Raw genomic sequence first — 25,061 nt, 5'->3', positions numbered from 1 at the left:
TTTCTATTTATTTAATAAAATAAATAAGGTGGTTGAAAATTAGCATTTCCAACCACCTTATTTCGATCTGGTATAAACCTATTGTTAAATTTAAATTAATAACCTTTCTTATTGCTTTTCTCTGCTTACAAAATAGTCGATCCAAATTGGCGCAAAAGGAGAGGTACAGCCCTTAGATACTGGATAGTCCTTGTAAACACCTAATTTATGACCGATTGCAAGAGCACGATCCCTATATTGAGGTTGCTTTATGCCAATTTGAGCCAAGGTACTGTTCATGGTCCATTGTATTTCAGGTTTTGCTTCGAGCATATGTTTTTCAATATAATCCAATAATTTTGGGCTTTCCTCCAATTCAGGATTCCTCGCTATATTTCCGGAAATCAAACTCCATGCTAGTCGCTGCAACATGACATTATCAGCTTTTTCCCATTCTAATCTTAGAGTTTGCTTGTCTAAACTGTCTTTAACCAGGTAACTATAAAGCCAATCAATAACATTTGTGAATTTCTCTGATGAAACCATCGCCGTCAATTGTGCATTACTTAATTTTTTAGGGTCAAGAATAAGGATGGCTACACATCGCGCTTCCATGTTGTTGGTCTCCCATAGCTCAAGGCCAAGTTCTTGATCCTTTTTAATCTTAGTAGCTATCTTACGGACATCACCCATTTTCACACCGTATTGATTATCGCCTGCACCTCTTTTTTTATTCTGAGCTATCAGTTTTTCAGATCCTAAGGACTTTAATTCCTCAAGAACTTCTTGTTTGGTCATCTTTGCCATGTCTTTATAGGAAGTTTAATGTGGTAATTCCTGTGATTAGATGTTGGTATGAACCATTTCATCTTACGTAAAAATAAGAAATCTTGAATAAGATTGATTCACAACATAAAAAAACTCCTTAGGCGGGGAACCTAAGGAGTTTTAACTAACCAATTATTAACCTAAATTATGAAATTTGATTATATATATTCAATGTCTGTGCCGAAATGGAAATTAACATTTCGTTTAACTATTTTTAACATTTTCTTGTTGAATGCCAATAAAAACATCTTAATCCATTGCTATTTATTTTATTTTTAAGTCTGCTGACAATCTGACATTCAAAGGTATTGTACAATTTGTCATTCAGTAGATTATGTTTTTGAAACAATCAGTTCTCCTTTTATCATATTTAAATCTTCAACACATCGCTTACAAGATTCGAAGCGTCTTATTGGGCTTGGCATCTCTTTGGCTTTTTCATTCGAATTAAATTCAACGACATATCCAATTTGATCCATAGTCGTAAAATATACGGTGTCTGCATTGTTTTTGTTGGCAGAATTGTATACCATTATTCTCTTATTGGCGGATCGGTTATCTATCCAAAGGTCCATTTTTTTAGAGGTCAACCAACCCGTAACCTTAGCATTATATTGAAGGTACAAAGGGTATTCTAGATAATTTAATAGATAACAATAATGTTTGAAATCAATTTCATAAGGGAACAGAATCAAGCATGTATTGGGGTCAATCCGAATAAGTTTGATGATGACATGGTATTCCATTTCGTTGATCATCTCACAAAAATCCATGCAGGCTGCCTGGACCTCATTGTAAATTGGGCCTTCAACTAGGATACCTTTATCATTATTTATTTGGGGATAATCATTTTCGGAAAATTCAGGCCGACTCGCAGTTGACTTACCAGTAATCCAGCTCACTATAAGAACAATAATGACTATAGCGATGATAACTATACTAATAATTGTACTCATGGCTTTCTTAAATTAATAATGGTTTGATAGACCGCTAAAAGAAGGGCCGCTCACTTAAAAATAGAAATAAAATGTTGATAATAAAATAATTGCTGAATTTTATTGAAGCTTTTAATGCTGACTTATTGTTCCAAAATTATTTTCAAAAGATCATATTTAGCTTGCCAAATGTCCTGACATGATTTTAGGTATTCACTATTGGCTTTGTTGAAGTCAATTAATAGTATTCTGCCCGCCTGATAGGCGGCTAACTTTTCTTCTTTGTTTTGTAATGCTAGGTCCTTGATTCTATTTAGACTTTCAATCTTTTGTTTTGAAAAAATGATTTTTTCCTGTTTTTGTTTTTTGTCGATTTCATCATTCAATTGAAGGTCTTCCAATTGTTGTATATAAACTTTTTCACTGAGTTCAGCTTTCTTTATGGCGCTGCTATTACTAAAATATGCTGAAATTGGAATTCTCAAACCCAGATTTGCATAACTATAGCCATACCAATTGCTTTTGTCAATAATATTAAAGGAATTACTGAAATACTGAGCCCCATAATAAGCGTTAAATGACAGGCTGGGTAGAACCTGTCGCTTTATTCCCTTTAATTGAACCATGGATAATTGCTGGTCAAGCTCAACCAGCTGTTGGTCATAGATCTTTTTTTCAAAAGCACCCAACTCCATTAATATTTCTTCCATATTGTTGCTCAGCACCCTAATGGAATCTAGCGGATAATACCTGCCTAATTCTAAATTTGCCTCTTTTAAAATTGACCATGATTCATGCATCAAGATCTTTTTTCTTTGTACTTCTTGCTGTGAAAGACTGTAATCTTCAGAACTTCCTCTACCTGCCAAAAATCTTTCCTTATTGATGTTGTTGATCTCTTCAAATAGAGCGGAATCTTTAAGGGCAAATTGATATTGTTCGGTTGCTAAAACAATCGAAGCATAGGCCAGGGTAGAATTGATCTTCCAATCCTGCTCTGCTAAAGATTCTTCCACCTTGGCTTTCTCTAAAGCGATCAGGTCCTCCTGTTGTTGGCTCTTCCTATTAGGATCGAAAAGGTTCCATTCCAATTGTAAACCAGCTTTGGAATTCCATTTTGTAGAAAATTTCAATGGTAATATAGCACCTTCCTCTGCATTGGGGTCAAAGGCAATTGCAGGAACTGGCGTCGTTGGAATAATTAGATTCCTCTGCAAATTGGCGTCGCCATAAATTACTGGAAATCGCTCAGACCTCCTTACATTCAATTGGGCTGCCTGAACCTCTTTATTCAGTTTCTTAACTTTTAGATTACTCGATTGACCTATATAGTTCCACAGATCCGAAATGCTCAGACTCTGGGCATTTCCGGATAAGGTAAATCCAATTAAAAGTAAAATAAGATAGATAGATTTCTTCATGTTAAAAAACTGATGCGGGTTCTAATTTTGATATTTTCCTAACGGCAAAAAGAGATCCCCCAATGGATATTATCATGGTTACCAAAAGCAAAAACAAAGCAAATGGTATACTTACATTTATGTTTAATCCGCTTTTTTCAACCCCAAACTTAAACCCATAGATCAATAACATCGCTACAGCATATCCAATGGTTGCATAAAGAAACGCTTGCGCAATGATCAGGCGGTTTACAAATTTGTTTTTAGCTCCAATTGCTTTTAAGGTACCATAGTCTTTGATCCGGTCCAATGCAGAAGAATATAATGTGAGGCCAATAATGAAAAATCCAGAGATCATGGCGAATACCACTAATGTGCCAAAACTCATCCCCATATTCGATGAGACCAAGATTTCCTTGACTGTCGAAGATTTTAGTTTTTCAGCATCCCAAGCCCTTAAATGGGGAAAGTTCTGATTGATTACCTCGATCATCTCCTTTTTATCTTGCCCTTCGGCAAGCCTGGCAATGATTAAACTGACCTTATCATTCGGGAAGTTTCCAAAATAACTTGCATTTTCTAAAGTCGTATACATAAAGCTGGCTCCAAATGCCTGGGCATTTTTGGTGATGACCGCTAATTTTGCACTCTTGCCATTGATTTCAATTGGTTTATTAAGATATAGTGAAGTTTCCCAACTTCTTGCATTAAAATATTCTGCACTGACGGCGTATGGCTGTAACAGATCCTGAACTGAGCCGCTATCAATTTTATTTACCTCAGGTCCCATCAGAAATGCTGGGGCTGGTGCACCAACTAAAGTGACTGCAGCAGTCTTGCCATCCAGAAAAGTGGCCTGCGCATTGGCTAATATAATGGGAGTTGCTGTTACTATTCCTTTTAAGCTGCCGATTTCTTGGACAGATCGCTGATCAATGCTGTTTATGGAATTTACATTTCTGCTTTGGGACTCAATTATCCATAAATCATCTTTTTCAACGGGCGCATTGTTAACCAAGTTTCCCATTAAACCCATCAGAAAAAATAGGAGGCTTAACTGTTGTCCAATGAGAAATACACTGATCACGATTGCAGTGACTATTCCAAAGCTTTTGGCCCGATCAAAACGAATAAATTTCCAAGCTAATCCCAACATGCTATCACAATTTTATCCTACATTCAACTTTAGAATTGATCAATAGAGTAGAATTGCCCTCAGGTTCTATGCGAATCCTTCTAACCCTTCGATCTTCTGCCTCATTTGCCGTCTCAAACAATATGGATTTATTCATTAGGGTAGGACTCAAATAGACAATCTTTCCTTTTCCGATGACAGCAGGTTTACCCACAAAGTTGATGTCTACAGTTTGTCCGATCTTTACGCTATCCGCAAATAATTCATCAACCTCGGCCTCAATGATTATATTTTCACTGTCCACTATTTTCCCTAATTCAGCTGTACCATTGATGGTTTGGCCAATCTCCACGTTTAGTTCAGATACTATTCCTTTCTTGATAGCTGTAACCTGATAGTCTTTTAAGCTTTGTCTATTTTTTGCAATGATGATGGATTGTTCTTTTTCCGTAGCTTGATTGGCCCTGATCTGACTTTTTAAACCTGAAATTAATTCTTCCTGTTGCTTGACATTGGAAAGATCTTTGTCTACATTTTCCCTTGTTTCTGCATTTTTCGCTAAAAGGGACCTAGACGTTTCATATTTCGACATTAACTCTTTTAATATGATTTCCTGCTTGGCCAAATCCTTGATACTTGCTTGATGTTGAGCTTTTAGGCTCTCTAATTGGCTTTGTGATTGTGCAAGATCTAATCCCTCCGTATTTTCTTTCAAGGTCATTAAGACCTGTCCTTGTTCCACTACATCACCTTCTTTGACCATTATATCCTTGACCTCGGCACTGATCGGTGAACTTATCTGTACCCAACCACCTTCCGGTAATACCTTACCGATTGCAATGACTGAGCCGTAAATTGCAGACAACTTCGCTTTCTCCTGCTCTTCTTGTTTCTTCTTTTCGTTTTTGCAACCAATTAAAGCAGTCAAAATCATGAAACAACCAAAAATGCTTAACCTATTTATAATCTTCCTCATTGCAAATACTGTTTGAAACATTTCCTTCCTCTACATAAATGACATGATCAGCGAATTTTCTCAATCTTAGGTCATGTGTGACAATAATTACTGCCTTACCTTCTTGCGCGAGATCCTTGAGTTCCTCCATGATAATGGCTGCACTTTTTGCATCTAAAGATGCTGTTGGCTCATCACATAAAATCATGGTTGGATTGGTCACTAAGGCCCTCGCTATGGAAACCCTTTGTTTTTGGCCCCCACTTAATTTCTTGGGCAGGTTGTGCAAGCGATCGGCTAGACCAACCGCTTCTAGGGCTGTTATTGCCTTTTCTTTCGCTTCCTTTTTATCCACTCCTTGCAGTAAAAGGGGCTGCATCACGTTTTCTAAAGCAGTGAGAGGCTCCAAAAGGTTGAATTGCTGGAATACAAAACCTATATCATGCAACCTTAAATCTGCAAGTTTGTTTTCCGACAGACTTGTTACCTCTTTGTCTTTATAGAAAACCTTTCCAGAACTAGGATATATGATGCAACCAATGATGGATAATAAAGTTGTTTTTCCAGAACCGGAAGGCCCCATGATTAAGGTCAATTTGTTGGACTCAAAACTTAGGCTACTTTTAGCCAATGCAGTAATGCTAGTGTCTCCAGTTTGATATATTTTTTCAACGTTTTCCAGGCGAACGATTTCTTCAGGCATGCTTTTCCAGCTTTGTTTTTAAAAATAACCAAGAAATAGCCTAAAGCCAAAAACAAAAGCTAATTTCTTTATTAAAATGGGAAATGATTATTAAAAAAGCCTTAACTTCATGCTAAGGAATGTCCTTGTGGATTTATCTCAAATAAACCTAACACCATGAATAAACTAATCAATTTGTCTTTATGTGCCTTTCTATTGACATTCGGAAGTGTTCATCTTCAAGCTCAACCCTATAAACAGAATAAAGCGCCCCTCATCCAGAAACCTTTTATGGAGTTGCCTTTGGGAGCAATAAAACCTCAGGGTTGGTTGAAAGAAATGCTGAATTCCCAGAAAAATGGAGCTACAGGACAATTGGATCAGCTCTATCCACTAGTCATGGGAGACAGAAATGGCTGGCTTGGGGGAGATGGTGATCAATGGGAGCGAGGGCCTTACTGGGTGGATGGATTATTGCCCTTAGCATATCAGTTAAATGATAAGGGATTAAAAGCAAAAGCGCAACGTTGGGTGGAATGGGCCTTGCAAAGCCAATCTGAAGATGGATATTTTGGACCTGCGAAGGATTATGGTCATGAACCAGGAATTCAGCGCGACAATTCACATGATTGGTGGCCTAAGATGGTCATGCTCAAGATACTGCAACAGTATTATTCCGCAACTGAAGATCAAAGGGTAGTAAACCTCTTTACCAAATATTTTCACTATCAACTTAGAACCTTAGAAGAGAAACCACTAGGACATTGGACCTTTTGGGCTGAATACCGTTCAGCCGATAATCTTCAGGCTGTTTATTGGCTTTACAACATTACGGAAGACCCTAAATTGCTGGAACTCGCAGATATCTTGCATGCCCAAGGTTTTGATTTTACCCAAAAGTTCATTCAGCGGAATATGTTGGCTACTTTTAGAAGCATTCATTGCGTGAATTTAGCGCAAGGGCTGAAAGAACCAGTTATTTTTTACCAACAAAGTAAAGACCCAAAACATCTGGCCGCAGTGAAACAGGGCTTATCTGACATTAAATTATTTAATGGTCAGGCGCAAGGAATGTACGGTGGGGATGAGGCCCTGCATGGTAGTAACCCGACGCAGGGATCGGAACTCTGTTCAGCAGTTGAATTGATGTTTTCCTTGGAAAAGATGCTGGAAATAACCGGAGATGTTGGTTTTGCAGAACACTTAGAAAAAGTAGCATTCAATGCTTTGCCAACCCAGATTTCAGATGATTTTATGCGCCGTCAATATTTTCAGCAGGCCAATCAGGTTCAAATCACTAGACAGATGTACAATTTTGATGTCAATCATCAAGGGACCGATGTGGTTTTTGGACTTTTGACGGGTTACCCATGTTGTACTTCCAATATGCATCAAGGTTGGCCCAAATTCACGCAAAACCTTTATTATGCAACAGCAAATAAAGGAATTGCATCCATGATCTATGCACCTTCATCTGCAGTTGTAAAAGTTGGCCAGGCTGGAAAAATTGTTCAAGTTTCGCAAGAGACTTTTTATCCATTTGAAAACAGGATAAACCTTACATTTAATCACAGAGAAAGTGCTATTGAATTTCCTTATCAGCTTCGGATTCCCACTTGGACAAAAAATGCCAAAATCCTGATCAATGGCGAAGAATTCAAAGTAGATACAAAACCTGGTTCTGTAATCGAAATAAATAGAGCCTGGAAAAACAACGAAGTCATGACTCTGGACTTTCCAATGGAATTCAACTTTGAGACCTATCACGAAGGATCTCGGGCCATAGAAAGAGGTCCATTGGTATATGCCTTGGATATCCCGGGTGAAGAGAAAGAGGTGTTCCTTGAAGACAAAGAAAAGGTCGCCTATGGAGATTCATTTATTGAGGTCCGGCCAACGGCTGAATGGAACTACGGTTTGCCTTTGTTCAACAAAAATGAAATGGCTTCGCTATTTCAGGTTTCTGAAAAGGAAAATGCCAATAAAACTTATCCTTGGAACCGTGAAAATGCACCAATTGAATTAAAAGTAAAAGCTAGACAGCTGCCATTTTGGAAATTATTTAATGGAATGGCAGGACCTATGCCGACAGCCGATATGTATGGATTAAATATCAATGATTTAAAAGAAGTTGAAATCCGTTTGATTCCATATGGTTGTACCACCCTAAGGATTTCTCAATTTCCTATGCTTAGAAAATAAACCTATTGAACCCTATTTTATGAAAGTTATCCCTTCACAACGATTAGAGTCCCTTGATATTCTCAGAGGATTGGACCTGTTTCTGTTGGTTTTTTTACAGCCTGTTCTGATGTCAGTTGGGCAAATATGGGACAACCCTGCATATCACAGCATGTTGACCCAGTTTGAACATGAAGCTTGGGAAGGTTTTAGACTCTGGGATCTCATTATGCCTTTATTCCTCTTTATGACAGGGATTACCATCCCATTTTCTTTAGATAGAAAAATCGGAAACGATAGCCCCGAAGTCTACAGGCACATCATAAGGAGATTTCTGATTTTGTGGATCATTGGAATGATTGTTCAGGGTAATCTCTTGGCCTTTGACTGGAAGGTATTAAGGTTATATTCCAACACCTTACAAGCTATCGCAACAGGGTATCTAATTACCTCTTTGGCTTATCTTCATTTCAGCTTCAAAAAACTCATAGGTATGGGTTTGTCCTTATTGATCATTTATTCTATCCCCATGTCTACTTGGGGAGGTTATGAACCCAATTATAATTTTGCCATTTATCTCGACAAAATGTTCCTTCAAAATTTCATGGATGGAGTGAAATGGCAAGGCGATGAATGGGTGTTTTCTGAACATTATCAATATACATGGATCTGGAGTAGCTTAACCTTTATCGTTACAGTTTTGATGGGATGCCTCACTGGTAAAGTAATAAAGGATGGCAAAGATAAAGACCCAAATGGAACAACCATAAAATTGATCATAGCAGGTGTAGTTTGTATTGCCGTTAGCTTAATATGGCAATTCCAACAACCGATCATCAAGAAAATCTGGACAGGGAGCATGACCCTGTTTTCAGGTGGAATATGTATCTTATTAATGGCCATATTCTATTATGTGATTGATGTCAAGCATATAAAAATGCCCTTTCGCTGGTTAAAAGTTTATGGAATGAATTCCATCGTTGCTTATGGATTGGCTGAAGTTATTGATTTCAGGAGCCTGGTTCATTCTTTGACTTTTGGTTTAGAAAAACACTATGAAGAATATGCCCATTTGATCCTGACCGTCGGGAATTACTCTATTGTCTTACTTATCCTTATTTTCTTGTACAAAAGAGGGATTTTTGTCAAAATCTAGATTTGAACAGATGATTCCGTTTGCTATTCCTTAATTTTAGGTTACTTAATCTTTTCTGAGGAAATCAAATGGATGACAAAAATGTAATTCCTACTCTTGATATGCATGGTTTTCGTGAGGAGCAATTCGCTGGTAAAAAAGAATTGCTCTTCAATGAAATCCTTGGCGAAAAGATAATTGAGAAACCCCATAAGCATGATTTCTTCATTATTATCCTTTTTGATCATGCATCAGGAATCCACAACATCGATTCTGTTGATTATTTCATCGGAAACAGGGAAGTCCATGTGCTTTTTCCCGAACAGATCCATAAATGGCATATCCAGGAGGGTTCAAGGGGATACCAGCTCATGATTGACAAAACCTTTCTTGAACAGTTTGCACCAGCATTTCGTTATTCTTTTACAAATTATCAGAACCATCCTGTTATCAGGCTCAGCAATGAAGCTTTCGAAAAATTGCTATATGAGTTCAATGCGATTCGAGATGAACTGTTGCTTACTCAACCTGTCAACCAATTGATCTCTGCACGTGCCGCTGTAATAGCCGCATTAGTGAGCAAGGAGGCCGAATTTGATATTGAGGAATTTAAGGTCTATCAAACCAATCCACGATTGGCTAAGTTCAATTGGCTTATTGATAAATTTTACAAGGAACAGAAATCGATTACTTTTTATGCAGAACAATTAAACATCAGTGCTAATTATCTCAATATCCTTTGTAAGAAGAATCTTAAGGTATCAGCAAATAAGCTTATCCATCAGCGAATTACTCTCGAATCAAAACGGCTATTACAAACTTCTGAGCGAAGTATTAAGGAAATTGCTTTTGATCTCGGTTTCTCCGACCATGCCTATTTCTCCAACTTCTTCAAAAACCAAACAGGTTTAAATCCAAGTCAATTTCGTTCGCAGTTATAAAATTTACAAGAAATTGGATGTAATTTCCAAGATATTGGAACTAGATCATCCTACCTTTGTATTATAGATCACAATAGCTCATTCAAAATTAATTGAATATGAAACTTTCAAGAAAAGACTTCTTACGGAATTCAGCCATGAGCGTTGCAGGAATAGCATTTGGAACAAATGCGTTTGCTGCAAACGCTGATAAGACGGCTAGTGAGACTCCATCCATCAACTATAATAAAAACATGAAAAATCTTAAACTTAAAAATGTAAGGCTTGAAACTGGTTTTGAATATTTTGAAGATGAGGTGGCTTCTACAAAAACTGATCTCTTTTCCGTAGATATCGAAAATGGAAAAATCAAAAATATCAGTGCCAATACGAATGATCCCGATGCAGTTGATGCCAAAGGACTATTGATGTTGCCTTCCTTTAAAGATATGCATATTCACCTTGATAAAACTTATTATGGTGCTAATTGGCAGGCCGTAAAAAGAAGGAAAGGAGGAGTGAAGGGGATGATTGCTCTGGAACAGGAAATCATGCCGGAGCTATTGAAGAACTCAACCTTCAAAGCGGAGAAACTGATCGAGTTATTACAGTCCCATGGGTCTGCATTTGCAAGGAGCCATGTCAATATTGAACCCACATCGAAATTAGATTCCCTAAAAAACCTCCAAAAGGCATTGGACCATAAAAAAGATGGTTTTGGAGCTGAATTGGTAGCTTTTCCTCAACATGGAGTTTATTATACCGACTCTGTTCCATATTTAAAAGAAGCTGCTAAAATGGATATTGAATTTATTGGCGGTCTTGATCCCTTCAGTATTGATGGAGCTATCGAAAAAACTATGGACTTTACCGTTCAATTGGCTTTGGATAATCAAAAAGGAATTGATATACATCTCCATGAAACAGGTGATTCCGGAGTGCAGACCATTGAATACCTGATTAAAAAGGTTAATGAAAATCCAATCCTGAAAGGAAAAACTTATTTGAGCCATTGTTTTGCTTTAGGAAAAATTGACCAAGCAAAACAAGAAGAATTAGCCGAAAAATTAGCTGAAGCAAAAGTGGGAATAATATCCACGGTTCCATTTGGAGGATTAATCATGCCAATACCTACCTTAATGAACAAAGGGGTAGAAGTAATGGTCGGTAATGATAGCATAGTCGACCATTGGAATACCTTTGGTTCAGGAAGTGTTTTGCAAAAGGCAAATTTGGCAGCGCAATTATATGGTTACTCAACTGAATTGGCCTTATCAAGAATGTTGAGCTTAGCGACTGCAGGTATCACACCATTAGACGACAAAGGAAATCAACTTTGGCCAAAGGCGGGTGATAATGCAGACTTGGTTCTGATTGATGCCAGTTGTTCAGCTGAAGCAGTTTCAAGGGTTTCTGAAGTTAAATCTTTAATTTATAATGGAAAGGTAGTTTATTGATTATGAAAGCATTAACAATGAGTTTATGCCTTGCATTAGGATTTTCCTCATGCCAGGCCTCAACAAAGAAAGAACAGGAGTTAGAAATCGTGGATCAACAAGGATTAGTGAAAATGGTGGAAAGTAAAAATGTAAAGGCCGTGGAAACCGCATTGAAAGCTGGACAAGATGTAAATACGATAGATGCCAATAAACGGAACTTGCTATTGATTGCTACGATAAACCAAGATTTACCTATGGTAAAGTTGTTGGTTTCCTATAAAGCAGATGTTAACCAACAAGCTGACAATCTGGATAGTCCATTTCTGTATGCTGGTGCAACCGGTCAAACGGAAATGCTCAGATTATTTTTAGAAAATGGAGCTAGGTTTGATGTGTTCAATCGTTACCATGGATCGGCATTGATTCCAGCGTGTGAACGGGGGCATGTGGAGACTGTCAAGTTATTGGCAAATACTAAGGGATATCCTATCGATCATGTGAATAGATTAGGATGGACAGCCTTAATGGAGGCAATCGTATTAGGAGATGGCACCGAAAAATACCAAGAGATTGTTCAAATCCTAAAGGATGCAGGATCTAGAATGGATATTCCAGATAAAGATGGGATAAGTCCAGTTCAACATGCCAAAAACAGGGGATTCAAAGAAATCGTTAAAATAATAGAGGGATAAATCGAAAGATTTATCCCTCTATTATTTAGATTTCCATATTTAGAGATTACTTTCTATAGCTCCTACCTCTTCAGAGAACAATTCAATAGGTTTATCGAGCAAAACAGCAATTACAGTTGTATTTTTATCCAATCTATCCTTAGGAATATCAATATAAACTATTCCAGGCGTAGCACTCCAATATAGCTTGTTATAAATCTCATGGCCAATCATAGACCCTTCACCAACAATACGGATCCTCGCAATATTGTTCTTCAATCCCTTGATGGCAATTGGACCTGTAGGTTTACCCTCCACAAATAGATATAGCGTTTGTTTGTCTGGGGATAAGGCCGTTTTTCCGTTAAAGTGATTTGCTGGGATTCCTTTAGCTGCATCTTGGAGAACTTCAGCATGTTTTTTAACCCAATTCTTAGTTTCCTCGCTATGGAAATTAAAGGATTCAGCTAATTTGCTGCCATCATCATTGATAGAACCTTTGAATAGGTTTGCACCAATTGAGGTCATATCCACAATTTTACGGATAGACTCTTGCGGGGTTTTCGCATAGAGAAAGTCAGTAATGCCAACTGGTTCTGGTAGGATGTGAGGATTAATAGATGGCTTTTTATTGAATTTTACAGCAACTACGGAAGCAACTGGGTCAAAATTAGCTGTAGGAATCTGCAACTTCAATTTGCCAAATTCATACTCAAAAGGAACGTTTTCGTTTGTCCCTAGCATCTTTATTTCCAAAGGTTTATCATCAAAACCTTGCATCTCTACATAATCCTTAACCTGATCCAGGTAGATAAATAAGGTTTTACCATCTTTAGAAAAACTGTTCTTTTCATTTACTAAATCTTGCGATAGACCAGCTCTAGTACCATAGATTGCTTCGGAATATTTCTTGGTCCATCTTGCTAATTCCTTCAGAATTGCAACCTGTTCTTCAGGAATTGTTCCGTCAGCCTTTGGGCCGATATCTAACAACAAGTTTCCACCCATTGCCAAACATTCAATCAAGGTTCTTACGATCATATTTGGACTCTTGTAATGTTTGTCAAAATGCTGGTATCCCCAAGAGTCATTCATGGTATAGCACAATTCCCAATATCTATGGTCAGGGCGTTGAACTGGAATACCTTGTTCTGGAGTAGCGTAATCCCCATGGTTATTCAATCGGGAATTGATAATGATGTTATTATTATACTTACGAAGTAAATCTAAAGTTTCCTTGGCTTTCCATTCTTCAGAAGAATGCTCCCAGTCTCCATCAAACCAAATAAGGTCGGGTTTATAAGCAACTGACAATTCCTTTAACTGTCCTTGATAATAATCTTGAAATTTGGTCCATCGATTAGGCTCATCCTTGATATCATACCTTTTTTGGGTTCTTGTAATGATATCGTAATTCGGGTGGCTCCAATCTGGTAAAGAGAAGTAAAGTCCGGTTTTTAAGCCCGAAGCTTTTAGTTCCTTCACAAATGGAGTCAATACATCTTTTTTTGCAGCAGCGTCTTTGGCAATAGTAGTTGGTTGGTCCATTTTACTGTCCCATAAGGCTACTCCATCATGGTGTTTTGTGGTAATAACGGAATACTTAGCACCAGAATCTTTAATTAATTGAACCCACTCTTTTGGATCGTATTTGTTAGCAGTAAATCCCTGGAGTTGTTTCATATAGTTATCATGACTCAAATAATTATTGAAAAATGCCCAAGATTCCGATATTCCATCCACAGAGTATATTCCCCAATGAATAAAAATTCCTAATTTAGCATCATCGAACCATTCCATTTTTGGGCTTTCAACGTCTTTTTTGTTTTCTTGCCCATTAACATGTGTCATCAAAATCCCTAATGCCAATGTGATTAGTGTGCGGCGCATAAAGTATATTAAAAAGTTTAAGTTTCTACTTGACAAATAATGATACGGATAAATTCTTTAATAGCTTAAATAAAGCTGAAAATTCACAAATTTTTCTGAGATGACTTTAGTCTTATTCGAGGCATATTCCGAATTTTCCGAATATGTCTCGAATAAGACCAAAGCGAAGTCTAGAGCATTGTCTAAAAGTTTTTTCATTTTTTTGAATTTCTAAATTTTCTGGTTATCGTTTTTAGATGTCTAAAAAAATTAAGGAATTCCAATATATTTGATGGAATAGCGGAAATATAATAGTTTCACAAGATGCAAGGAAAGAAAATAACCATTAAGGATAAACTAGAGCCTCAGCGACTGATAAAAGTAGCTGCATTTGATCGAGCTAAAAATCGAACGAGTCCTCATAAACATAATGGTTATTTAGAATTGGTTTTCCTTTCTTCGACCAGCGGTAGACATTATATTGATGGGAGGGAAGGAGAGGTGAAAGTACCCTGTATCTTGGTAATCCGAAGGGATAATGTACATCATTGGGAATTGGAAAATCCCGTAGATGGCTATGTGCTTTTGCTGAAGAAATTATTTGTGGAGCAAAGCTTAGATTTTGAAATCAGTAGGTTAGTGGAAGAGGTTGTCCAATTTGACCAAATCTCCTTAAAAGAGAAACTTGCCATAGAACAGATCTTAGGATTGTTGGCGACAGAGAATAATAAAATCGTACAGGAAGGGTTGTTTAAAGCCATGTTGGCAAAGGTTTTGGAGAATGCTGATCAACAGATTTCTTCAAAGTTCATCCAGAACAACCTGTATATAAAGTTTTGCGAATTGCTTAACAAAGAGGCAAAAGTGGTCAACCATGTTGCTCATTATGCTTCCCAATTAAATACCAGTCCACAAAATTTAAGTGCTGCCTGTAAGAAGCATGTTAACCTTACGGCATCCGAGGTATTGGCGGGATATATTATCAAAGAAGCCAAAAGGCTATTGTTTTACACATCAAACAGCATTTCAGAAATTGCTTTCATGCTAGGCTTCTCTGATAAATCTAATTTTTCAAAGTACTTTAAACGCTATACAGGAATTACACCCACGGAATTCAAGAAACAAGATCCTTAAAATTCCTTCTCACCGAACTCACTTTTTGGTAGTTTAATGATCTGATTCAATTTATGTAGGTTGAAATTCAGATTGATCAAAAAGACATTCTTTTCATAGATGTAATTTGTCGTGGTATAGAAATCATTTGAATAGGTCGTAATTCTTTGTTCATTAACTCCCCATTTCTTATTCAGTTCGATAAACTGCCATAGCAATTGAGCTGTAATGGCACCTTTTAAGAATCCCTTACTGAGGTTGAAATGTGGAGTAAGGAACCTTGAATCCTTTCCTTGAACTGTTGGTCTTTCGGATAGGTAATTGACCTGTAAACCGGTGCTCCAAGTTGGAGCAAAATCTGCTTGTATCCCAGCATTGATGGAGTACACCCAGTCTTGGTTTGTTCGGGTTTCTTGATAGTCCAGTACCTTTCCTGAAACCTTGTAGTTATAAATATTAGCACCAGCATTGACCTTTAACCATGTCAATGGCTTTCCCTCGCCACCGATTTCCATACCATATCTTGAAGCATAGTCTGCATTGGTAAATACACGGCGTAAGATCGTGTCTGCATAAACAGAGTTTACACGTTGGATTGGATTTTTAGTATATTGGTAGTAAGCATTCAAGAATAAACTACCTGCATTTAATTTTTTCACAAGTCCCGTTTCCGCATTAGTAGTGAATTCAGGTAATAATTCCGGATCACCTTGTTCCAATGTTTCCGAGTGTTCACGCTCAGGAATAGGGTTCAGCTCAAAGTTATTGTTTCTTTGCACCCTTCTTGCAGCTGCTAATTTCCATGACCAACCAGCTCCCAGATCATGCATCAGATTAAAGCTTGGGTAGAGTTGGTGGATGGAATAGGGATATTCTTGATTATTGTCCAATAGCAGGAGATCTCTTTGATAATACTCATAACGAAGGCCAAGGGAAAGTTGTGTGTTGTTGAATTTCCGATCATATTGGCTAAACAGGGCATGTACTCGGTTGGTTGCATTTAAACGGCCCGTGAATTCTGGGTTTATTTGAAGGTATTGACCACCCTTTTCCTTATAAAAGTATTCAAAATTTCCCTTTTGCCTATCATTCCTTAGTTGGTAACCTGAAATCAATTCTGCATTGTCGAATTTCCATTGATGTTGTAGGGAGAGCCGCAAACCATGCAATGGATTTGTATAGATATTATGGGACCATTGCACCGTATCGACGTTGTTTTCAATATTCCCATTTTTTGTGGATCCATAGATGTTGGCAAATTCATAGATGGCTCCTAATTGTAGGGAGTGCCTTGGATTTATTTTATATTGATAAGAAAAGTCCACTAAGTAAAACTCACCTTGTTTGTTCTGTAGATTGGAATTGAAGTAATCTAAGCTGGAGATTTGATCGCCGCTGGAAGGCTGGATAGTTCTGTTATTATAATGAATATCAGCGAGCCTATCTTGGAATCTTCTTGAAGCCAGAACCCCTAAATTCAGGTTGTGTTTTTCAGATAGTTCATATGCAGCGTTTAATCTTAATCCGAAATTGTATTTGTCAAAACTACGTTCTCCTTTTGAAGGGAAGAAGGTTTGTTTGTCTCCAATGATGGTATTTACATCACCATCCCTGAAGCCGGCATTATCATTTCGAAGGTAGTTGGCAGATCCATTGAGTTCCAGCTTATCTTTTTTCAATTGGAAAGAAATATCACCTCCGAATCGTTTTTGACTTTCGATATTGTCATAATCGTCGATGCTAGGTAAGCCAGTCTGAAGGTTTAAGATCCATGCGAATCCATTTGCTGCTGATTTCTTTGTTTTTAAATTGATAATACCACCTTTTCCATCTGGATCATACTGTGCAGTAGGGCTTGTGATATATTCCACTTCTGAAACATCATTGGCAGCAATCTGCCCGAGTATGGTAGCAGGATCTAAAAAGGTTGGTTTACCATTGATTAGTACGATAACACCTGAATTCCCACGCATACTGATGTTTCCATTGGCATCGACAGATGCTGAAGGAAGGTTTTTGACGATATCTAAAGCAGTTCCGCCGACAGCATTTTTATATTGGCTGGCTTGATAGGTCTGTCGATCACTGCTATGTTTCTGGGCAGCGATATTTGCCGTAACAGTTACCTGTTCTAAACTTTGCTGAGCACTAGAAATTAAGATGTTTCCTAAATCAATGGATTTTTGACCCTTTATTTCAATTGAACTGTTCTTTTGACTGTAGCCAATAAACTTGATCTGTAATATGTATGGACCATTTTTCAGGTCCGTGAACTGAAATCTACCGGTTGTATCGGTAATCATTCCATCGATTACCTTTTTGTTGACATCTAATAATCCTATACTGGCATAGGCTATTGGAGCTGATGATAGTGAATCTTTAACTGTTCCGGAGATTTTTGATGTTTGGGCGATGCTAAATTGAACAGAGAAAATGAAGCAAAGTATGGCAATAATCCTTTTCAATGGTTTAAGTTTTTTTTCAAAAATAGAAAAGTAAAATCAGGATATGGATTGGATTGGAAATTATACCATTATATTTTCAAATCGACTTTTTATTAATTGAAAAATCCCCAATACGATTAGGTATTAGGGATTTTTAATGGGCTTGATCCAATCTATTTCTTAAGATATAGATTGAAGTATTTTGCAATTTTATCGTACATGTGGATTCTATCCTTTCCAACTACATTATGTTCGTGTGTTGGGTATAGGAAGTAATCAACCTGTTTACCGGCTTCAATACATTTTTGGATAAATTCCATGCTATGTTGTTGAACTACTACAGGATCTTGAGCACCATGGATAATCAATAAGTGACCATTCAATCGATCAGCCTTGTCTAGCATAGAGGTTTTTTCATACCCTTCAGGATTTTCCTGTGGAGTATCCATATAACGCTCGCCATACATCACTTCATAATATTTCCAATCGATTACCGGTCCACCTGCTACTGCAGCTTTAAAGATATCGTTATGTTTGGTCATCAATGAGCTCGTCATAAATCCACCAAAGCTCCAGCCAAATATTCCCAAGTTTTCTGCATCTACATAAGGTTGGGATTTAAGGTATTCAATACCTTTCAATTGATCAGCCATTTCGGCTTCACCTAGATTGCGATGGGTTATGCGGGTAAAGTCACGACCGCGTGCATCGGAACCTCTATTGTCCATCGTAAAGACAAGGTATCCTTGCTGTGCCATGTATAAATCGAAATAACCCACGCCACCTAGCCATTTGTCCGTAACCAATTGCGCATGCGATCCACCATATAAATAAACCATCACAGGATATTTCTTATTGGGATCGAAATTGACAGGATAGGTGATTCTAGCATTCAAAGGTGTTTTACCATCTGCTGAGGTCAGGGTTTTGAACTCAATTTTAGGTAAATTAACCTTTCCAGTGAATGGATTAGTTGCTGTAACCAGTTTTTCGGCCTTGTTAGATTTTTTGTCAATAACCTGAACGATATTAGGGATATCCAAATTGCTGTATTGATCCAAAATATACTTTCCAGAGCTACTAACAGTTGCATTATGCGTACCATTGATACTGGTCAATTGGGTAGTTTTTCCAGATATCAGATCGACTTCAAATAAATGGCGTTCCATTCCCTGATTACTGGCGCCAATGTAATATCCTTTACTTCCTTTCGCATCAAATCCTTGAAAATCTGTTACTATGACATCTTGATAACCTAAGTTTTTGATCAGTTTACCATCTGTGGTATAAAGGTAAAGTTGGTTAAAGCCATCTTTATCGGTCTGGTATAAAAACTGATTCGGGTTATTTGGCAGGAATTCCAATGCTACCTGAGGTTCAACCCAAGAAGTTGAAGATTCTTCGAATAAAGTTTGCACAAGAGCTCCGCTTCTTGCATCATATTTATTCAATTTTAGATGGTCCTGTCCTCGGTTTAATACCCCAACATATACAAACTCATTTGAAGGATCCCATGTTACAATTGTTAGGTATTGTTCTTTTGGTTCCCCAGTTTGCAATTGAACATACTCTCCAGTTTCTGTATTGAAGATGTTCAATGTAACTTCCTCACTTTTCATACCAGCCATAGGATAGCGGATGTCCTTAATGCTGGCCACTCGGGTATCCCATTGCGGTAATGGATATTTGCTGACCATGGTTTCATCCTTGCGATAATAAAGCAGCTTTTTGTCATCTAGCGACCACCACATTCCTTTGGCAATACCAAATTCATTACGGTGAACGACAGAGCTCCCATTTACTATGCCATCAACTGTGTCTTTGGTGACGGTTATTTTGCTGCCATCGGCTTTAAGGATTTCAATATTATTACCGATCAGGTAGGCCGTGTTTTTATTTGCATGGCTAAATTCCTCAGCATCCCTGTTACTTGGAAGGGTCGCATTGAGCTTAGCTTTTTTGCTGTTTACATTGAAATTGATGTTATAGCTGTTTTTTTCACCATTGATAACCAGGTTGATGTTTTCCTTATCAATCCATTTGTAATTATTTGGAAAGGAGCGTAATGAGAATTTATCATTTGCGGCTATTTCCTTTAAGGCTTGTAGGATATCGTTGGTTGAAGCCAATTGAACAGGATTCCAATTATTCTTTGCTTCGCGAGCCAATAGGTTTTGGTAAGTACTGTCCAGGTTGGAGAATGCATCTGCATCTTTGATCCATTTTGCTGCAGTCAGTGTTTTAGGAGCAAACTTGCTTGGTCCATAAACCGTTTCATCGATTGTGAAACCTCTTTGACCATAAGCAACTGAAGAGCTTAATAATAGTAATACCAGTAGCTTTTTCATTGTTTAATCAAATTTAATGATGACGAAATTAAGGAATTGTTAGGAAAGGAAGGGAGAAAATGGAAAAAGTCAGGATAGTACAGGACACATAATCGGAAAGAGAGGACTATCTTAGTTTTAAGTTGAACTGGGACAACCACATATTGCTCAGACAATTAACCATATAACCTGTAAACACTAATTAAGATCGAACTCAGAATAATTAGATACAAAAGTTACATATAAGATCCAGGGTAATCGTGGGCTTTGAGTGGATTTCTACTCGATGGGATTTATTTGCCTTTAAATAGGGCGAGGTGGGCGTGTATTGGTTTTTGGTTAAGAGTTTTAGGAGCTGGTATTCCTGTTTTTTTTAAGAAACAAATAACACATAATATAAACCTTTTAAACTTAAAACCATGATGAGAACCTACATCCGATGTGTTCCTTTATTGTTATTTTTCTTGTTAGCAAAAATGACATATGCCCAGGAACTCACGATTACTGGACGAGTTACCTCGACTAACAACGAGCCCTTAGCAGGTGTTTCGATCAAGAGTAGCTCTGGCAATGCCAGTACAAGCACTGATACCAATGGTGTTTATGAAATCAAGACCAGTTCAAATGCTAACCTGACCTTTACATTTATAGGTTATATTACCCATAGCGAATCAGTTAACAACCGAACGGAAATCAATGTTCAGATGAGTACCTCCTCTGAATCCATTGAAGAAGTAGTGGTAGCTGTAGGGTATGGGGTAGTCAAGAAAAGTGATCTGACCGGTGCAGTTGGTACCGTTCAAGGCGAGGCATTGCGTGAAAGACCAGCATCCAATCTGAACCAAGCCCTAGGAGGAAAAATAACGGGTGTAAATGTTTCCACCAGCTCTGGCCGTCCAGGCGGTCGGGCCAATATCAGGATCCGGGGGTCGAGTTCCATCTCCACCACCAATAATCCATTGTACGTAATAGATGGTGTAATCATGAGTAGAGATGGATTACAGAATGGTAGTTCACCGATTGATTATATCAATCCAAATGATATTGCTTCCGTGGAGGTATTGAAGGACGCCTCATCAACAGCTATCTATGGTGCCCGTGGTGCCAATGGGGTTGTTATTGTAACTACTAAGCGTGGTACTTCTGGAGGTGGAAGAGCTACATATGATGCAGAGGTTGGGGTAGGGTATGCTCCAAAATTATTGCCGGTTTTGAGTTCAGAAGAATTCTTAGCTGTTGAAGAATTAGCCTATGAGAATGCCAAGAAATTTGACCCTGTAGGTTGGGCTACAGGTACAAAATATACCGATCCTAAAACCAAACGGACCAACCCATTACTTTTTGATTCCAATGGCAAACCGCTTTACAATACGGATTGGCAGAAGGAGGCTTTCCGAAATGCTATTACACAGAACCATCAATTGGCTTTTACCAATGGAAATGAAAAAGGTTCTTATGGTGGATTTGTGAATTACAGAAATGAACAAGGCGTTGCATATGGCTCATGGCAGAAAAGATATTCAGCAAGATTTGTATTTGATACTGAGATCAAAGATTGGTTAAAGGTAGGTGGTGTATTGAGCTATACGGATCAAAAGGATAAGCAAGTTGATGAATTGGGCGGTGGAGGAATTACCATGATGCGTCAGGTACTTGAGGCATTGCCATTGATACCTGTTCGATATGCAGATGGTAGATGGGCAAGTAACCGCGATTATCCAGGTATGGAAGGTGGGGATAACCCAATCCGTGTAGCTGATGAAAGACTTTATTACCTATCTACCCAACCCTTTATTGGTAATATGTATGCCAATATAAAATTAATGGATGGGTTAGAGTTCCGTACCTCGATTGGTACGAATATCATCAATCAACGGAAAGATTATGCAGCAGCTGCAGGTCTGCAATATATTTCAAGTGATGGTTCTGCCAATGTGGACAATAAACGATTCAACTCCTGGCAATTTGAGAACTATTTTACCTACTTAAAAGATTTTGGAAATATTCATTCCATTAATGCTATGTTAGGTTTTTCATGGCAGCATACCGATTATTTTGGTTCCTATGCCAGTTCCAGCAAGTACACGGATTTCTACTATCAATTCAATAATTTGGGAGCAGGGGCTACCATGAATGCACCTTCTTCAGGTGCGAATGCCAATGGTTTGAACTCTTACTTCACGAGGATCAACTATACCTTGTTGAACAAATACCTATTCACCTTTACTGGTCGTGTGGATGGATCTTCCAAATTTGGACAGGATAACCAATATGCCTTTTTCCCTTCTGCAGCAGTGGCATGGAAAATCAATGAAGAGAACTTCTTAAAAGATTCGGAGAGCATCTCCAATTTGAAGTTAAGGATGAGCTATGGAGCAACAGGTAACTCTGAAATCCCAGCCTACCGCGCATTAGCCGGTATGGGGAATTATGAAATCATTCAAGGTGGTGATCGTATGGTCGGTGTAGGAACTGGCAGAATTGCCAACCCAACTTTAAAATGGGAGCGGACGGAGCAAGTCGATCTGGGACTTGAATTAGGTTTGTTCCAAAACAAGTTGAACTTCGAATTGGATGTATATCACCGTCAGGTTAACGATATGCTACTCGATGCCCCGATTCCATTGTCCAGTGGGTATGGAACCATTTTCAGGAATATTGGAAGTATGAAAAATGATGGGATAGAATTTGGCGTCAACGTGGCCAATATCGGCAATGATGTTTTCAGTTGGTCAGGATTGTTCAATTTCTCCTACAACAGAAACCAAGTTTTGAGATTGATTGGTGGTGCAGATATCTATAGTGGTGCGACCATTATCAGAGAAGGCGAGCCGGTTGGATCTTTTTGGGGTTTCCAACATCTAGGGACCTGGTCCAGCGCAGACGAAGCTGAAGCCAAGAAATATAATATGCTTCCGGGTGATGTGCGATATCAGGATATCAATGGAGATGGCGTCATCAATGATAATGATAAAACCATTATTGGTAGAGGGATTCCAGATGGTTATGGAACATTCTCCAACACCTTCAAATATAAAAATCTATCCTTATTGATCGATTTGCAATATATGTTTGGTAATGACGTGATTGATCGCAGTATTCACTCTGCTGAGGACAGACAGGGGATAGCAAACAGTTATAAGACGGTATTGAACGCTTGGACAGAGAGTAACCAAAACACTCCGATTGCACAGGTACGACCTATCAATGCCTATTATACAACAAATAACGATAGCCATAAAGTTTCAGATGCCTCCTTTATCAGAGGTAGAAACCTAATGCTTTCTTATACATTGAATCCAGATGTAGTTTCAAGAATGAAATTGGATCGACTACGCTTTTTTGCTTCCGTACAGAACTTCTTTGTGATCACGAAATATTCGGGTTATGATCCAGAGGTTTCTAATTCAGGCTCTGCATTTGATCAGGGATTTGGTCTATATGATTATCCAAGACCAAGGGTATTTACATTCGGATTAAACATTGGATTATAATAAAACAGGAAAATCATGAAATACATTAAATATATCAAGAGAACGATTCAAATAACTACAGCCGTAATATTAACGGCAGGTATAGTAGGCTGTTCGGGTTTTTTGGACGAATCCGATCCCAGTAATTTTACGGTGGAGAACTATTTCACCAAACCTGAACATGCCCGTAGTTCCGTAAGTGCTATTTACGCCAATTTAAGAAACCCAATGGTAAGTGGATTTGGTGGGGGAACCTGGATGATGCTTGAATTTGCTACGGGATTGGCGGGAACAGATTTAGGTCAGGCGGTAAACAGTTACTACGTAAAGGACCTCAGAAACACTTCAGACAATGGTTATGGCCTAGACTATTGGACGACCTATTATAAAGGTATCGGAAATGCAAACCTTTCAATTACGTATATTCCTCAAATCACGATGGATGAAGCTGAAAAGAAACGGATCTTAGGCGAAGCTCATTTCTTAAGGGCATTTTTCTATTTTAATCTGGTGCAGATGTTTGGGGAAATCCCTTTGGTAACGGAAGCTGTAAGTCTGACATCAGAGCAGCTTTACCCAGAACAGGCAACCGTAGAGAAGGTCTATGAATTAATAGTAAGTGATCTGAAAGTTGCAGAGAACTCCGGTTTGCCATGGAGTGATCAAAGTGGGAAAGTAAATATGGGAATTATTAAATCCTTGATGGCAAAGGTTTACTTGACCATGGCCGGTTATCCATTGAACAAAGGGGCAGCTTATTTTGACCTTTCAGCCAAAGCATCTGAAGAAGTCATCAACTCCAAGCAATATCAATTGTTCCCTACCTATGCCGATCTACATGATCCCAAAAAGAAAAATGGGGTAGAGAATATCTTTAGCATTCAATATAAGACGCAGGTCATTGCCTCCAATTGGCAAGTCGCCATCATTCCTTACAACAAGAATATATCTGCGTATTCAGATGAAACAGGTGGAATCTATGCTACCAAGGATTTTGTGGAATCCTATGATGCAAATGACTTACGACGAGCTGAAAAGCAGTTTTTCTTTACCAAATATACCCATGAGTCTGATCGTAGCAAAGAAGTCAATTTAGGGGGATATTTCCTTTATAAGCATTTTGATGAGGCGGCGCAGACAAGTACGACAAACAGTGACCTGAATTGGTCTATCCTTCGATATGCTGATGTGTTGTTGATGTATGCTGAGGCAGCAAATGAAGTGTCTGGACCTAACCAAAAGGTATATGATGCGGTAAATGCGATCAGAAAAAGGGCAGAACTTCCAAACTTGAGCGGTTTATCCAAGGATCAACTTCGAGAAGCTATCTGGAAAGAGCGTTGGCATGAGCTCTGCTATGAGAATGTCACTTGGTTTGATATGGTGCGTTTAAGGAAGGCTTTCAATGTGAGTACCAAGAAATTCGACAATTACGTAGGTCACAAATTCTCCTATGGTCCAGTTTTGACCGAGCGGGAGTTATTGTTTCCAAAGCCTACAGCAGAAATCAGGAATAATAATAAACTAGTGCAAAATAAGGGCTATTAAGTGTTATAGATGTTTATTTAGAAAGCC

At 38.2% G+C, this 25,061-nt stretch carries 17 protein-coding genes; 8 read left to right on the top strand and 9 right to left on the bottom strand.

Going from position 1 to position 25,061, the window contains the following annotated elements; translation table 11 throughout:
• Positions 1-108: 108 nt before the first annotated feature.
• The 6 genes from ACWIB3_RS13310 to ACWIB3_RS13285 form a co-directional block, all read right to left on the bottom strand.
• Entirely contained in the window at positions 109-786 is a 678-nt protein-coding gene (locus tag ACWIB3_RS13310) for a DNA alkylation repair protein (RefSeq protein ID WP_454291852.1), read from the bottom strand.
• A 353-nt stretch (positions 787-1,139) separates the two neighbouring features.
• Positions 1,140-1,763, bottom strand: a complete 624-nt coding sequence (locus ACWIB3_RS13305; protein WP_454291851.1) for a hypothetical protein — start codon at positions 1,761-1,763, stop codon at positions 1,140-1,142.
• Positions 1,764-1,885: 122 nt separating this feature from the next.
• Positions 1,886-3,163 carry a TolC family protein gene (locus tag ACWIB3_RS13300; protein WP_454291850.1) on the bottom strand — a complete coding sequence of 426 codons (1,278 nt, stop codon included), beginning with the start codon at positions 3,161-3,163 and terminating at the stop codon, positions 1,886-1,888.
• 1 nt (position 3,164) lies between these two features.
• Positions 3,165-4,298, bottom strand: coding sequence for an ABC transporter permease (locus ACWIB3_RS13295; protein ID WP_185216588.1), 1,134 nt, complete (start codon positions 4,296-4,298; stop codon positions 3,165-3,167).
• Between the two features lie 4 nt (positions 4,299-4,302).
• Positions 4,303-5,253, bottom strand: a complete 951-nt coding sequence (locus tag ACWIB3_RS13290; RefSeq protein WP_454291849.1) for an HlyD family secretion protein — start codon at positions 5,251-5,253, stop codon at positions 4,303-4,305.
• Positions 5,234-5,935: an ABC transporter ATP-binding protein gene (locus ACWIB3_RS13285; protein WP_454291848.1), complete on the bottom strand. Its 702-nt coding sequence runs from the start codon at positions 5,933-5,935 to the stop codon at positions 5,234-5,236. Before ACWIB3_RS13285 ends, ACWIB3_RS13290 begins: the two co-directional genes overlap by 20 nt.
• Before the next feature lie 156 nt (positions 5,936-6,091).
• Here ACWIB3_RS13285 and ACWIB3_RS13280 point away from each other — a divergent pair, with 156 nt between their 5' ends.
• From ACWIB3_RS13280 to ACWIB3_RS13260, 5 genes are all read left to right on the top strand, one after another.
• Positions 6,092-8,116: a beta-L-arabinofuranosidase domain-containing protein gene (locus tag ACWIB3_RS13280; RefSeq protein WP_454291847.1), complete on the top strand. Its 2,025-nt coding sequence runs from the start codon at positions 6,092-6,094 to the stop codon at positions 8,114-8,116.
• Positions 8,117-8,135: 19 nt separating this feature from the next.
• The gene (locus ACWIB3_RS13275) at positions 8,136-9,251 is read left to right on the top strand and encodes an acyltransferase family protein (RefSeq protein ID WP_454291846.1); all 1,116 of its coding nucleotides are present in this window, start codon (positions 8,136-8,138) and stop codon (positions 9,249-9,251) included.
• 68 nt (positions 9,252-9,319) lie between these two features.
• Positions 9,320-10,171: a helix-turn-helix domain-containing protein gene (locus ACWIB3_RS13270; RefSeq protein WP_313259530.1), complete on the top strand. Its 852-nt coding sequence runs from the start codon at positions 9,320-9,322 to the stop codon at positions 10,169-10,171.
• 98 nt (positions 10,172-10,269) lie between these two features.
• A complete protein-coding gene (locus tag ACWIB3_RS13265; protein ID WP_454291845.1) occupies positions 10,270-11,607 on the top strand; it encodes an amidohydrolase in 1,338 nt (445 codons plus the stop codon).
• 2 nt (positions 11,608-11,609) lie between these two features.
• Positions 11,610-12,281 carry an ankyrin repeat domain-containing protein gene (locus ACWIB3_RS13260; protein ID WP_454291844.1) on the top strand — a complete coding sequence of 224 codons (672 nt, stop codon included), beginning with the start codon at positions 11,610-11,612 and terminating at the stop codon, positions 12,279-12,281.
• Between the two features lie 39 nt (positions 12,282-12,320).
• Here the strand turns inward: ACWIB3_RS13260 and ACWIB3_RS13255 are convergent, their stop codons facing one another.
• Entirely contained in the window at positions 12,321-14,150 is a 1,830-nt protein-coding gene (locus ACWIB3_RS13255) for an alpha-L-fucosidase (protein ID WP_454291843.1), read from the bottom strand.
• 303 nt (positions 14,151-14,453) lie between these two features.
• Here ACWIB3_RS13255 and ACWIB3_RS13250 point away from each other — a divergent pair, with 303 nt between their 5' ends.
• Positions 14,454-15,263 carry an AraC family transcriptional regulator gene (locus tag ACWIB3_RS13250; protein ID WP_454291842.1) on the top strand — a complete coding sequence of 270 codons (810 nt, stop codon included), beginning with the start codon at positions 14,454-14,456 and terminating at the stop codon, positions 15,261-15,263.
• Here the strand turns inward: ACWIB3_RS13250 and ACWIB3_RS13245 are convergent.
• On the bottom strand, positions 15,260-17,707 hold the full coding sequence (locus ACWIB3_RS13245; protein WP_454291841.1) for a TonB-dependent receptor: 2,448 nt from the start codon (positions 17,705-17,707) through the stop codon (positions 15,260-15,262). The two genes, ACWIB3_RS13250 and ACWIB3_RS13245, sit on opposite strands and share 4 nt — an antisense overlap.
• A gap of 152 nt (positions 17,708-17,859) precedes the next feature.
• Complete coding sequence (locus tag ACWIB3_RS13240; RefSeq protein ID WP_454291840.1) at positions 17,860-20,034, bottom strand: DPP IV N-terminal domain-containing protein; 2,175 nt, start codon at positions 20,032-20,034, stop codon at positions 17,860-17,862.
• Between the two features lie 398 nt (positions 20,035-20,432).
• Here ACWIB3_RS13240 and ACWIB3_RS13235 point away from each other — a divergent pair, with 398 nt between their 5' ends.
• On the top strand, positions 20,433-23,507 hold the full coding sequence (locus ACWIB3_RS13235) for a SusC/RagA family TonB-linked outer membrane protein (RefSeq protein ID WP_454291839.1): 3,075 nt from the start codon (positions 20,433-20,435) through the stop codon (positions 23,505-23,507).
• Positions 23,508-23,522: 15 nt separating this feature from the next.
• Positions 23,523-25,034: a RagB/SusD family nutrient uptake outer membrane protein gene (locus ACWIB3_RS13230; protein WP_454291838.1), complete on the top strand. Its 1,512-nt coding sequence runs from the start codon at positions 23,523-23,525 to the stop codon at positions 25,032-25,034.
• The last annotated feature ends 27 nt before the right edge of the window (positions 25,035-25,061 follow it).

Source organism: Sphingobacterium sp. NPDC055431 (genome assembly GCF_053644255.1).
The sequence above is the reverse complement of the archived record's forward strand: the minus strand, read 5'-3'. Positions and strand labels throughout refer to the sequence as shown.

Excerpts from the sequence above, each read along its gene's own strand:
- ACWIB3_RS13310 (WP_454291852.1), bottom strand. The coding sequence starts at position 786 with ATGGCAAAGATGACCAAACAAGAAGTTCTTGAGGAATTAAAGTCCTTA.
- ACWIB3_RS13305 (WP_454291851.1), bottom strand. The coding sequence starts at position 1,763 with ATGAGTACAATTATTAGTATAGTTATCATCGCTATAGTCATTATTGTT.
- ACWIB3_RS13300 (WP_454291850.1), bottom strand. The coding sequence starts at position 3,163 with ATGAAGAAATCTATCTATCTTATTTTACTTTTAATTGGATTTACCTTA.
- ACWIB3_RS13295 (WP_185216588.1), bottom strand. The coding sequence starts at position 4,298 with ATGTTGGGATTAGCTTGGAAATTTATTCGTTTTGATCGGGCCAAAAGC.
- ACWIB3_RS13290 (WP_454291849.1), bottom strand. The coding sequence starts at position 5,253 with ATGAGGAAGATTATAAATAGGTTAAGCATTTTTGGTTGTTTCATGATT.
- ACWIB3_RS13285 (WP_454291848.1), bottom strand. The coding sequence starts at position 5,935 with ATGCCTGAAGAAATCGTTCGCCTGGAAAACGTTGAAAAAATATATCAA.
- ACWIB3_RS13280 (WP_454291847.1), top strand. The coding sequence starts at position 6,092 with ATGAATAAACTAATCAATTTGTCTTTATGTGCCTTTCTATTGACATTC.
- ACWIB3_RS13275 (WP_454291846.1), top strand. The coding sequence starts at position 8,136 with ATGAAAGTTATCCCTTCACAACGATTAGAGTCCCTTGATATTCTCAGA.
- ACWIB3_RS13270 (WP_313259530.1), top strand. The coding sequence starts at position 9,320 with ATGGATGACAAAAATGTAATTCCTACTCTTGATATGCATGGTTTTCGT.
- ACWIB3_RS13265 (WP_454291845.1), top strand. The coding sequence starts at position 10,270 with ATGAAACTTTCAAGAAAAGACTTCTTACGGAATTCAGCCATGAGCGTT.
- ACWIB3_RS13260 (WP_454291844.1), top strand. The coding sequence starts at position 11,610 with ATGAAAGCATTAACAATGAGTTTATGCCTTGCATTAGGATTTTCCTCA.
- ACWIB3_RS13255 (WP_454291843.1), bottom strand. The coding sequence starts at position 14,150 with ATGCGCCGCACACTAATCACATTGGCATTAGGGATTTTGATGACACAT.
- ACWIB3_RS13250 (WP_454291842.1), top strand. The coding sequence starts at position 14,454 with ATGCAAGGAAAGAAAATAACCATTAAGGATAAACTAGAGCCTCAGCGA.
- ACWIB3_RS13240 (WP_454291840.1), bottom strand. The coding sequence starts at position 20,034 with ATGAAAAAGCTACTGGTATTACTATTATTAAGCTCTTCAGTTGCTTAT.
- ACWIB3_RS13235 (WP_454291839.1), top strand. The coding sequence starts at position 20,433 with ATGATGAGAACCTACATCCGATGTGTTCCTTTATTGTTATTTTTCTTG.
- ACWIB3_RS13230 (WP_454291838.1), top strand. The coding sequence starts at position 23,523 with ATGAAATACATTAAATATATCAAGAGAACGATTCAAATAACTACAGCC.